The organism is Microcoleus sp. PH2017_05_CCC_O_A (genome assembly GCF_020738785.1).
Lineage (GTDB): Bacteria > Cyanobacteriota > Cyanobacteriia > Cyanobacteriales > Microcoleaceae > Microcoleus.
This window is the reverse complement of the sequence record NZ_JAEQCB010000186.1, coordinates 1-11,868: the sequence shown is the minus strand read 5'-3', so window position 1 is coordinate 11,868 and position 11,868 is coordinate 1. Positions and strand designations below refer to the sequence as shown.

At 43.0% G+C, this 11,868-nt stretch carries 9 protein-coding genes; 3 read left to right on the top strand and 6 right to left on the bottom strand.

All coding sequences use genetic code 11. The annotated features are described in order from the left end of the window. Nucleotides 1–1,374, top strand: a 1,374-nt coding sequence (locus JGK20_RS30210; RefSeq protein WP_293233242.1) for a ShlB/FhaC/HecB family hemolysin secretion/activation protein, incomplete at its 5' end; no start/stop codon positions are given. Between the two features lie 155 nt (nucleotides 1,375–1,529). Beyond that, nucleotides 1,530–4,328 (top strand): CHAT domain-containing protein, encoded by a 2,799-nt coding sequence (locus tag JGK20_RS30205; protein WP_293233240.1) that lies wholly within the window; start codon nucleotides 1,530–1,532, stop codon nucleotides 4,326–4,328. 74 nt (nucleotides 4,329–4,402) lie between these two features. Here the strand turns inward: JGK20_RS30205 and JGK20_RS30200 are convergent, their stop codons facing one another. The 6 genes from JGK20_RS30200 to JGK20_RS30175 all read right to left on the bottom strand — a co-directional run bounded on the left by JGK20_RS30200 (nucleotide 4,403) and on the right by JGK20_RS30175 (nucleotide 11,156). After that, nucleotides 4,403–5,125, bottom strand: a complete 723-nt coding sequence (locus tag JGK20_RS30200; protein WP_293233239.1) for a DUF928 domain-containing protein — start codon at nucleotides 5,123–5,125, stop codon at nucleotides 4,403–4,405. A gap of 21 nt (nucleotides 5,126–5,146) precedes the next feature. Beyond that, nucleotides 5,147–7,480 (bottom strand): CHASE2 domain-containing protein, encoded by a 2,334-nt coding sequence (locus JGK20_RS30195; protein WP_293233238.1) that lies wholly within the window; start codon nucleotides 7,478–7,480, stop codon nucleotides 5,147–5,149. A 29-nt stretch (nucleotides 7,481–7,509) separates the two neighbouring features. After that, nucleotides 7,510–8,727, bottom strand: coding sequence for a DUF1822 family protein (locus JGK20_RS30190; RefSeq protein WP_293233237.1), 1,218 nt, complete (start codon nucleotides 8,725–8,727; stop codon nucleotides 7,510–7,512). Next, nucleotides 8,693–8,944, bottom strand: a complete 252-nt coding sequence (locus tag JGK20_RS30185) for a DUF1822 family protein (protein ID WP_293233236.1) — start codon at nucleotides 8,942–8,944, stop codon at nucleotides 8,693–8,695. Before JGK20_RS30185 ends, JGK20_RS30190 begins: the two co-directional genes overlap by 35 nt. A gap of 4 nt (nucleotides 8,945–8,948) precedes the next feature. Beyond that, entirely contained in the window at nucleotides 8,949–10,604 is a 1,656-nt protein-coding gene (locus JGK20_RS30180) for a hypothetical protein (protein WP_293207479.1), read from the bottom strand. Nucleotides 10,605–10,901: 297 nt separating this feature from the next. Further along, complete coding sequence (locus tag JGK20_RS30175) at nucleotides 10,902–11,156, bottom strand: hypothetical protein (protein ID WP_293233235.1); 255 nt, start codon at nucleotides 11,154–11,156, stop codon at nucleotides 10,902–10,904. Between the two features lie 93 nt (nucleotides 11,157–11,249). Here JGK20_RS30175 and JGK20_RS30170 point away from each other — a divergent pair, with 93 nt between their 5' ends. Beyond that, nucleotides 11,250–11,417, top strand: coding sequence for a hypothetical protein (locus tag JGK20_RS30170; protein ID WP_293233233.1), 168 nt, complete (start codon nucleotides 11,250–11,252; stop codon nucleotides 11,415–11,417). Nucleotides 11,418–11,868 lie beyond the last annotated feature (451 nt).

The window sequence follows — 11,868 nt, the reverse complement described above, 5'->3', positions numbered from 1 at the left end:
CAAAGAGGATATATTAACTCTTTTGCCTACATTCCTACTACCAGCGAAGAACCAAATCAAAGATTGCAAAATAGGGGCGTTCCTGGAGAAGTTATTATTAAAATTGTCGAAGGCGGATTAGAATCAATTCGAGTCAGGAGGCGGACGGGAAGGCAACGCCTCAACCTCGATTATGTATGCAGCCGTTTGGCGATCGCATCGCAACCTTTACAAGTTTCTCGCCTGCTAGATGCTCTGCGATTGCTCGAACTCGATCCATTAATTAAAAAGATTACCGCTGAATTGATACCCGGTTCGCAGGTACACAGAAGCAGTTTAGAAGTTAAATTCGAGGAGGAACAAACTTTTAGTGTCGAAGTAGCGATCGATAACCGCCGAGCTCCAAGCGTCGGTACTGTCCGCCGCCAAGTGCAACTGAACGAAGCAAATTTATTGGGCCGGGGAGATGATTTGAGCCTTGCTTACACGAATACCGACGGCAGCAATGCTTTCGATTTAAGTTATACATTGCCCTTAAATCCGAATAACGGTACGATTAAGGTAGCAGCAGGAACAACTGCAAATCGCGTCGTCGAACCGCCTTTTGAAGATGTCGATCTCAGAGCAGCGGCGCGATATTTAGACATTACGATGCGCCAACCTTTATTGAGGACTCCCAGACAAGAATTTGCCGTCGGTTTGACTGCAACTCGGCGGGAAAGTGGCACTTCAATTTTAGGCGAAGATTTCCCCCTCTCTCCAGGAGCCGATGAAAAAGGGCGATCGCGCATTTCGGCCCTGCGATTCTTTCAGGATTGGACGGTGCGAAGTAATGAAGAATTATTAGCGTTTCGATCGCAATTTAGCTTAGGATTGAGTGCTTTTAATGCTACTGTTAACAGTGAAGCTCCTGACAGCAGATTTTTGGCATGGCGGGGACAGGCGCAGTGGGTTCGCCGTTTGGCAAGAGACACTTTTGTCTTTGCCAGCAGCGACTTGCAATTAGCAAATAGAGCGCTTTTACCTCTGGAGCAATTTGGTCTTGGAGGTTTCAATAGCGTGAGAGGCTACCGGCAGGATCTACTTTTGGGCGATAACGGAATTTCCGCATCAGCCGAGTTGCGATTTCCGATTGTTGGTAGGTCCGATCGAGGGTTAGGAGTCGTTCAAATTGCTCCTTTTATTGATGCAGGCACGGTGTGGAACAGCTCCGGTAGAGAGGATTTTGACCCTCAAACTTTGGTATCTGTGGGGGCGGGACTGCGGTGGGAAATGAGCGATCGCCTTGCAGCAAGTTTTTACTGGGGCATTCCTTTAGTTGACGTGAATTCGAGGCAGAGGACATGGCAAGAAAAAGGGTTACATTTTTCAGTGCGATCGAGGTTTTCTTTTTGAAACTTGTGCGCCAAATTACAAGAAAAAATTTCAGGTTATTTGTTCTCCTATTTTTAACAGTATTGTTCTCTTTTTTAGCAACAAATGTCCGAGCTAACCAAATATTTAATGGGGAAGTAGGAAAAACAGAAATTACTCAACAAGATCGTGTAGGAATGATACAAGTTCCTGTAGGGTTGAGTGCTACTGCCCTCCAGCAGCGAGAGGGAAGTGAATCGGAAAAGTTAGCGAGGGAACGCTATGCGGCGGGAGAATTTGAAGAAGCCGCGAAATATTGGCAGCAAGCAGTGGCGGCTTTTGAAGTGAAGGGAGATTGGTTAAATCAAGCGATCGCCCTCAGCAACCTTTCGTTAACTTACCAACAGTTTGGACGCTGGCAAGAGGCAGAAAAAGCAATAGAAAAAAGTTTGAGTTTGTTGCCGCAGGAATCAAGAGCAAATTTGCCAGCAGAATTAAGGGCGATCGCTCAGACTCTTGATATCAAAGGCAACGGGCTATCGGCTCGGGGGCAAGTCAATATTGCTTTAAAAAGTTGGCAGCAAACTGCTAGTATTTATGTTAAATTAAAGGATGAGTTCGGGTGGAAGCGCAGTTTAATTTCTCAAGTCAAAGCCATGCAAGAGTTAGGGCTTTACGAACAGGCTTGTCAAACATTAATACCCGCGATCGAGGTGGATAATAAAGGAAAATTTGCCCTGCCCGATCGAACTTGCTCGCAGTTAACCGACAGCAAAAGTTTAGATCGATTACAAGGGCTTTTACAAAAACAATTAAATCCAAATTTTAAAAGCATCCAATTAACAGGAAGTCGCCTACTCGGCGATGTTTTGAGGCAGCTTGGATTTTTAGACAATTCACAGAAGTTTTTGGCAGCAGTCGATCGAGCCATTACTCAAGAGAAAAACAATCAAGAAAAAGCTTTAGTTTGGCTGAGTTTAGGCAATACTTACGAAGCTTCGGGGAATAGAAATCGATTTCTAGCTGAGTCTGGAGATAACACTCAAATAAATTATTACTCAACTGCTTTAGATTACTATCGAAGAGCGATCGAGGTTGCTGGAACTTCCTTTATTAAAATCCAGGCAAGGTTAGATTTATTCAGCCTTTTAGTAGATCCAAAAATTGGGAATAAGATAAATCTCCGAGAAGCAGAAGAGTTGCGGTTGGCAATTTTATCTCAGTTGAATCAGCTACCGCCGAGCCGCCATAAAATATATGGTGAAGTTAGCTTGATGAATAGCTTAGCTAACCTGAAAAATGAAGAATTAAAAGCTGCAAATAACCCACCTAATTTCAGGGCTGAAAAGTCAGAATCACTCTCTAACTACTGTTTGCCCGATTCCTTAACTGTTTCTGAAAGCTTGTCTCAAAATACTCAAGATTTATCTTGGAGAGAAATTGTAAATCTGGGAGCCCAAGCTGTCAAATTAGGTAAGGATTTAGGCGATTTAAGGGCAACAGCCTATGCTTTGGGTAATTTGGGCGGAATTTACGAACAGAAACAGCAATGGTTAGAGGCTCAACAATGTACGGAACAAGCTTTACTTTTGTCGCAAAACGTGCAGCTAAATTCGCCGGATCTTGCCTATCAGTGGCAGTGGCAATTGGGGCGGATTCGTCGGGATGGGAAGGCGAGGGATGTTGAGGGGGCGATCGCGGCTTATACGGCTGCATTTAATACTTTACAGTCGGTACGCAACGATTTGCTGCCGATCGGTCGGGACGGACAGTTTGATTTTCGCGATCGGGTAGAACCAGTGTATCGCGAATTGGTAGATTTGTTGTTGCGGCGCGAAGAACCGAGTCAGGAGAATTTGAAGCAAGCCCGAAATGTCATTGAAGCCCTTCAGGTAGCTGAATTGGATAACTTTTTTAGAGATGCTTGTCTTCAGGTTAAAACTAAACAAATTGATGGGCTCGATCGAACAGCGGCAGTGATTTATCCAATTATTTTAGAAGATAGGTTAGAAATTATTGTCTCCCTACCCGATCGACTATTGCACCATCGCCCATCCGATACACCTCGCAGAAAAATTGAGACTCTTCTGAAAAACTTGCAAGGCGAATTGAGCGAAGCAGATGCACCTGCTGAAGTTACAAAAATTTCTAAAATAATTTATGGGTGGTTAATTAAACCTTTTAATAAATATCTCGAACAATACCCTGAGTTAAGAACATTAGTATTCGTCCTAGATAGCAGCTTCCGCAATATTCCAATGAGCGTCTTATCTCATTATGATGAAGTTACTAAAAAAGAAATTTATCTAATCGAAAAATATGCTATTGCCCTAGCACCAGGGTTGCAACTCATCAGTCCTCATTCTTGGCAACCAGAAAGGTTGAAAATTTTAATTGCAGGCTTGAGTGAAGAACGGATTTTTCCTGGGAGAAAAGCTTTCCCCGCTCTTAAATATGTAGATCGGGAGTTAGGAAATATCAAAGAAGAGGTTTCTAACAGCGAAAAACCGCTGATTAACCAAGATTTTATCAAAAATAGCTTAAGAGAGCAAATTAACTCTTTTCCTTCCTCAGTGATTCATATAGCAACTCATGGTGAATTCAGTTCCGATCCAGAACAAACTTTTATTGTAGCTTATGATGGCGTGATTCAGAGTAAAGAGTTAAGTGATATACTCAGCAGCAAGCGCGATCGCAAAGATAATAATATTGAATTATTGGTTTTGAGTGCTTGTAGAACAGCCAAGGGCGATCCTAGAGCTTCATTAGGGCTAGCTGGAGTCGCCGTGCGATCGGGAGCGCGCAGTACATTAGCAACATTATGGTATGTTGACGATGAGTCTACGGCGGAACTAATGGTTAAGTTCTATAATGAACTAAAAAAACCTAATGTGAATAAAGCTGAAGCGCTCCGCCAAGCCCAATTATCACTTCTAGCAAAAAAATCCGATCCCTATTATTGGGCTCCTTTTGTTATGATCGGAAATTGGTTGTAAGAATAGTCTTTTTATACCGAGGCTACCAGACACTATATAACGAGGGTAAAAAACCCGGATTTGATATAAATCTTTTAGCGAGGCAGTACCGGGCCTAGTATCTTTTCTTCCTTCAACTTTTCCAAATCCATCGCTTTCAAGATGTTCGCCCAGTCATCAGGGCGACTGCGAATTTGTGCCAAGTCAGGCATATCATACCAAAGCTGGTTAGCAATATAGATTGCAGCACGATTTTCTCTTGTTGCAGCCTGCAACTGAGCGTCAAGATTTCCTCGATCGACCCGTTTTACTAAACCTGTATGAAAAACTGCATTAGACCCCGGTAATGTTTGAGATGAACAGTAAAGTCGGAAATACCAACGATAGGTTTTATTTACCTCTAAAGGTTGTCGATCTTTGGGAAGGTTAACACTAACAATTCCCGGAGTTTCAGGTAGTTTGAAATCGATTTTGTAGACGCGATTTCCTCCTGCATCTTCTAAAGAAAAAGTTCCATAGCTGACGCTTTGACTTCTGTAGGGAACATAAAACCACAAGGTAGGGCGATCGGTAATTGTCGAGACTAAAAAATCTGGACTGTTAGGAGGTAAAAAAGGGGTAAAAGGTAAACCTGCTGTCTCTTCACAAGGCCCGCGAGTTCCTGTGGGCTTTCGATCGGGAGGTCTACTATTTACAGGTGGTTGTTGGGTTTCAGAAACTACGAGATTGTTTAAATTAAGTTGCACCTGTCCCAAAACTAAGCAGTTTGTCACGTTAATAACCGCCAGCGTCCAAGCGCAGGTGAACAGAGTTTTCATATAGGTATGCTCTAGGAGCTGCTATGAGTCTTTCCTAGCATTGTAGACTATTAAACATCCGCTAGCACCTAACAAAGCAAATCCTGATGGTACGAGGGGTAGCACGCATCCTGATTTCAGCAAGCTAAACCCGCAGCTCCCATATAAAATAATGAGTAGCGCTCCTTGAGCTAATCCTAAATGCAGTCGCGATTGGAGGCGGATAGCGCAAAAACTGCCTACCACAGACCAAAGCAAAATCAAAAAAGTATCACCCCACTGAGGTAAAAACCACATCAGGGGTATGCGATCCTCAACGGCAGTAATAATTTGACTGACCCTCTGAGCTAAAAACATTAAGCTAGGAATCTCTTGGTTGTAAGGTGTGTTATGGTTTGCGTTGTTTCTAGTTGGATCTGTAACACCAATTAAAACAATTTTATCCTTGATATCAGATGGATTGACCTGCTCGTTGAGAATTTGCATCAGAGTTACTCGCTCAGCAATGTCAATGAGCGATCGGCGCGATCGATAATTCAAGATTATTTGAAATCCACCTAAGTTTTCTTTTTGATAAAAACCTCGATCTGTTTCTAAATTTTTGAAATCAGTTTTGCCGATTTTCCAATAATTTTCTCGAAACTCGACTGGCAGCTTGGAACTCCGATCGGCAGTATTATTCGGTTGGTTTTGCAAATAGTGTAAAGCTAGTTGAAAACTTAGCGAAGATGAGGTTTTGCACTGAGAAGACGGGTAGGGCTTCATAGCCAATAAATGTCTCCGGATCGCGCGATCGGAATCTTCTACAATATCCCCAAATCCAGGTCGAGCGTCGGGCAGACCGGGAGGCGGTGCAACCCCTTCTAGAAATTTATCCCAAGGAAACATACATATAGGAATTACCCGCTCGTGCTGCTGTAAGTATTTAATTAAATCATCACGTCCTTGTGCTTGTGGAACATCTCTATAAATATCCAAGCCAATAGTTCGCGGTTGGTGCTTATTTAATTTTTCTAAAACCCGAACTATTGTTTTATCGTGTAAGGGATATTCATTATTTAATTGCTTAAAATCATCGGCAGTAACTTCAACAATTAATAAGCGGGAATCCAGCCCTTTATCCGGCATTATCTGTGCGATTCGATCGAAAGCTGTTTTTTCTAAGGGTTCTAACAATCCTAGCGATCGCACTCCCACGACTGTGCCTGTGACTAACACGCTAGCTACCAATACAGTCCGAAGGTTGCGCCAAATCGAAACACGCTGACGCTCTTCCTCATTTCCCTTCAGCAACTCATCCCAACTTGGAGGCTCAACAGCAGGGTGTTCGTAAACCATCGGCAGCCAACTAGCACAGGGATAATCACCATCCATCATCCCGTGTAGGCTTTCTCGCGCCTTCCTAACAGAGTCCCGCAAAGGCTTCTTTTCTCTAGCAAATGCCTCTAGAAAATATTCCAAAAACTTCTGAGCGACTTCATCCGGCACTCGCTCTCGCATGGCAATTACAGCAGGAATTTGCAGCGAAGCTAGTTCGTTGACTAATCCCATGCCGTCACAAGAATTAAAAATTGCTAATTTCAACCCGTGCTTAATCGCATTTTGTAAACCATACTTTAAATCTTCAATTGCTATGCTTTCAGTTTCACTGAGAGCAAGCTTGCCCTGGCTGTAATCTGAATTGCTAGAGCTATGACCTGCGAAAAATAAAATGTCCCAATTGCGCTTCCATAACTGTTCGTTGAGCTGGGTGCTGCGAATAGCTATTACAGCCTCTATCTCGGCATCCCTTTCAATTAACGATTTCCAATACTCTAAATCTGCCTGAAGGTTTATGTCTGTATGTCCTCCCAAAACTACCAGAATTCTGACCTTATTTTTAGAGTTAGTTGGTTGGTAATTACCAAGTGTATTAGTTAACCTGCTGAAACTAGGCTCAATTTTCAATTCGTCAAGTTTATCCCAGAGGTGCCAAGGCAAACCCCAGAAATAAATATCATCTGTTTGAATCATCAATCTGACATTGCCTTTCTCAGCACTCAATACTTGTAATAACTTATCCCTGACAGACTGAAAAAGACTGTCCCCAGAATTCAACCAAGTATTAATACGCGCCTTCACTTGAACCGCTAATTCTTGAACCGAACTTTTGGTAATTTGCCCTTTTTTATGTTCTAATTTGCGATAACAACCAAAACCGCGTACAGTCCGCTCTAATCGCAAATCCTCATAGGCTTTCAGAAAATCTTTAGCCGGTGGCAACCGCCCCCTACTTTCAGCCATAGCCGAGTGAATGCTATCGCCAATTCTTAGGGCGACAGGATAGCGCTGCTCGCTGTCAACATCCCCTATTTCCAAGATTACGAGTTTGCTCATAGCTTTTGACCTTCCAAATACCGATCGAGTTAAATAGTAAAATCTTCTGTGACGCTAACTTGCTGCAAAGCAACCTTCACCTGAAAATAATCGCCGAGATCCGCCGTAAATTCATATTCAAGGCTATCATTAACCATATCCGTGCGTTCTTCCCCGAAAATTTCGCCTCCTTCATCTAAGACAAGAAGTTCGAGATTTGGTGGCAGAGTTTGCGATCGCACGGGGCTTACTCGCAAGTGAACGTTCGTTTTATCGCTTCCTTCCGGAAACAGCGTCACTACCAGCACGACGCGCTCGGTATCAAGTCGCATTTCCAAATTAATAATCTTACCAACTCTCAAACCCGCACTGGCATTTTTAGGGTCAATTTTTCCCAAACTCACAGCCGCTTGACGGCGCAAGATATCATCTTGAGTTGTTTGTAACAAATCAGTCAATGCTGCGATCGCCTCCGCATTTCCCGGTTCGACGCGACCTAATAATTCGGCGACCCGCCATTGATTCCCTTTATTGCGCTTATCCTTCAACAGTTCAATCAGCGTGGGAATTTTATTATGGCTGCTAGAATAACCGTCCCGATACCTCTGATTTCCTTCTAGAGCATAAACCAAATTAGGCTCTAAAGTTCCTAATTTTTCTACTATTCCCTCCACTGTCTGCCATCCTTCGTGCAAATAACTCTTGACCCGCTGAACTAAATTTTCTCGATCTTGAGTGGAGAAAATTAATCCGCTTGCTACCTCCTTTTTCTCCAAAATCCCTAAACGCTTTCCATACAACAATTGTCTCAATTCATCATTTGCCAAAAATGCAGCCCACTGCTCAAATGTAACTCTCAGTCGGGGAGAATATATTGATGAATCGCTCAAAAGCTGTAATAATTTTGCAGCCTCTCCTTCAGATAAACTTGGCAATGGTGAAACTTCTTGTTGCAAGTTTAACCCAAAAGTAAGTTGCATCACCGTAAGGGATTCTGTTAACTCCTCGATCGCTAAACAATAAGTCCGATCGCCCGCATTGTATCTGCCGTCATTCTTTAGCTGGCGGTGCGTCGCAAAACCGCATAACTCTATCCAACACTCACCATCATCCCCATCTAAATTCACTTGTACGGGGAGATAATAGTCAGCACTCCAGTTAGGAATATCCACCCACTCCTGCGGCACGCAAAACTCTTCTAACTCTGTTTCATCACTGGGAATTAAGATCAGCCTAGTTTCGCCAATTTGAAATGCTGTACCATTCACCACTTCCCATATATGCTTCTTCTGCCAGCCATTCCGATAACCAGTTCAAGAATGTTTTTAAACAAACACCATTGAGATAAGCATTGTAGCGCGAAATCGGATTAGAATGATGCTGAGCTTTGCGCCATGGAATTTCTAGGTCAGCTTCGTCAATTGTCAACTGCAAGCGGTAAGAATTATGAAAGTTGAAAGGCTGTAATTGGTTGGGTTGAAACATTGTTTTATTCTCCTTTTTTAGATGCAGTTAAAGTTTGCAAGCATTGTTGAACGATCGGATCGATGTTTTTAGAAGTATCTTCGCCCTCTAGAGGTAGATTCAGAGTCCGACTAGCAGCTAAAATTTGAGCGTGATAAAACTTCGCTAGCCACTGCCCGACACACTTCTTCTGCCAAGCATTCAGCACCTTTATCAATTTTGCTTGTAATTTATGCTGAGCTTGAGAGATGGCGGCATCTACCTCTAACAAATTAATGCCAAGCCGATCGGCAATGTTCTCTTCTGCTACTTGTTGACCGTATCGGAGGCGCAAAATTTCTTGCTCTTTAGAGTCAAGTTCTCTAATTGCTCGATCCAAGGCTTTTTGAATTAATTCTGAGTGCAGGGTAGCGCTGCAATTTCTCTCTAGCCACGTAACTACCTGCTGGGGAACCCATCGTTCGGGGGCGGATACTTTTACTAGAGCTTCTAACAGTTTTAGCTCAATAGTAGTGAGGCGTCTGGAAATAGAGGACTGATTCAGTTTTAATTTAAGTTCTAGTTGCTTTTGCTTGAATCCAAAACCGTAATAAAATAAAAGAATTTTGTGCTGATCGGGTTTTAAATTTGCTATGTGTTCGTCAAAAGCAGAGTCAATCATGTTACTCAATTCGCTTACTTTTGCAGGGGAATTTTTTACTTCGTCTGTATTTGAGTTTCCCATCTCTAACTTATAAAACAATTCCTCAGTATCTTGTTCCTGAAGCACTCCTAAGGATAGTGGAAAATTGATGAAATTGGGATAATTTTGTAACGCATTAATGCAGATTTTCATCCAAGCTTGCATTTGCTTTCCGCTAATGTTTGCACCCGCCGAGACTTCATACGGCGCTGAGGACAGGGACTTTTCTGCATTGTAACACTCTGCTGCTTCCTGAAAGTCTTCGCTGTCAGCCTCCAGCCATTTTTGCCCTCTTTGACGAATTGCGGGATTATTAACCTTATTAAAGCAATAAACTTTTTTAAAGTATTTGCGCGCAAATATAAATTGAGAAAGGTAAGGTTCTCGATAGGCATTTTGGAGGGCTTCACGAAGCTCTAGATCGCTTTTTTTATCTAGCAGTCGCCAGGGCGAGAACTTACCGATATCTGATTCCGAGTTGATAACTCTTATCAAAGTTTGCTGGATATATGTATCTAAAGAAGCCTGACGGTCAGTATTGTAAGACCTTAACAACTTCAAAAGATTGTCATAATTGTAAATAGAAACGCGAGCGTAGCAAAGATAATCTTCCCAAGAGCAATTACTGGACTGCGCTCGTACTCTGTTAGCTGCGTAGTAACAGTGTTTTTCAAAATAACTAGCCAAATGTTTTAAAGCTAGCATTTTCCTATTTTCTGGTTCCCATTCTCGGGCGATATGCGAAGGCACACCAATCGCTATCTGCTTCCAAAATTCGGCTATACGTTGACTTCCATCGGGCCGAGCGCACAACTCTGAAAGCACCTGATTTCGTTCTTTGTACAACTCAAAGTTGCGCTTTAGTTCAGCATAAATTTGCCAAGAAAGAGCAGGACGACCGCTGCCGCTTGTCAGCATGAGATAGGTAAAAAAATTCTCGGCGTTATCTCGACGTTCAGGAAGTCTGGGAATACTTTCCTGGTTGAAAGGGTTGGGCATCTTAGCCGATTCTCCAATAATAATATAAGGAAAAATTGATGCGGGATTTTTGAGTTGAAACTTGACTGGCCTTGTTCGGGGCGATGCCTCAGCCTAGGCAGCTACGCCATCGCAGGTCGTTCGCCGGTGCGATGTCGGGGATGTTGCTGGGTGGCTGTTGAGTAACGGCGCGATCGATTTCAGCATACAGGCTGTGAAAGAACTTTGAAAGTGTACTACTAACTTATTGGCACCGCCAGCCGAGAATTATGCAGGTGGCTGTGAGTTGGGGAGGCAGTATTGTTTCCGAACAAGCGGCTAGAGCATCAGTCCAGCAGAACTTGCAGTATTGGGTTTAAACTCGTTTTTCGTCGATCGCCGAACGTTGAAACAACTTTTTTCTTTGAGAATTATTTTACTGGACTGGCGTTTGAGCAGCGTATCATACCAAATCCGAGGAGCGTACCCCCAGAACGATCGCCGAAAAGTAGGGTGCGTCGCGAGCTTACTCCCTTCCTGGTAGAAGATTATGCACTTCTTCCTGATTCTTCCTCGTCCTACCCTACCCTTCATGAATCGCCCGGATTTGGTATCGATTGCTTGCCCTCGTGCTGAGCGTGAAAGTGTGGTTTGTATCTAAGAGCTTTTGAGACATAACTGCTTGAATTGAAGCAGCAGCAGGCAAGCTTCTGGCCGCATTCCTCCAAAAATGAGACACTAGACCTCACAGGCAGTTCCAGAAGAGCCTCGATCGCTTTTGTTATTGCATTGTCCGACAAGCGACTGCGATCGCCCTTCAGCCCTCAAATTCGAGTGCCTCTAGCCGCCAGCTAGCTCTTGCTTATTCAATTGAGCGGCTATCGAGCAATTTGCAGAAATTTGCAGACATAATTTTGAACATTTTAGCTAAAAAATAGCCTCAACTTCAGAGATAAATTTACGCTGATTGTCTAAGATGTTGATAACTACGAAAATTGCCGATCGCACAAATTTATTTGTATATTTTTGAACAATGGCATTTCTTTTCTGTAGATTACTATCTGGCATTGCCCTATTCTGGAAACACAAATGTCAGGACGTGAAATCTCAAACTGTATGGAGATAAGGGATGAAAGACACTTTGGACATAAAAGTCCGCAGAGGTGAGGTATCAGATGGAGAAATCCTGTGCTACTTGATTAACGCTTTAGCGGGACTTAAACAAATTTTAAGCCCAAACAAGGCCTAAACTGGCTTTATAAGCCGAGAATACGTCCCAATTTTGGTTCAACCATTTCACAAATCT

Excerpts from the sequence above, each read along its gene's own strand:
- JGK20_RS30205 (WP_293233240.1), top strand. The coding sequence starts at position 1,530 with ATGATACAAGTTCCTGTAGGGTTGAGTGCTACTGCCCTCCAGCAGCGA.
- JGK20_RS30200 (WP_293233239.1), bottom strand. The coding sequence starts at position 5,125 with ATGAAAACTCTGTTCACCTGCGCTTGGACGCTGGCGGTTATTAACGTG.
- JGK20_RS30195 (WP_293233238.1), bottom strand. The coding sequence starts at position 7,480 with ATGAGCAAACTCGTAATCTTGGAAATAGGGGATGTTGACAGCGAGCAG.
- JGK20_RS30185 (WP_293233236.1), bottom strand. The coding sequence starts at position 8,944 with ATGTTTCAACCCAACCAATTACAGCCTTTCAACTTTCATAATTCTTAC.
- JGK20_RS30180 (WP_293207479.1), bottom strand. The coding sequence starts at position 10,604 with ATGCCCAACCCTTTCAACCAGGAAAGTATTCCCAGACTTCCTGAACGT.
- JGK20_RS30175 (WP_293233235.1), bottom strand. The coding sequence starts at position 11,156 with ATGAAGGGTAGGGTAGGACGAGGAAGAATCAGGAAGAAGTGCATAATC.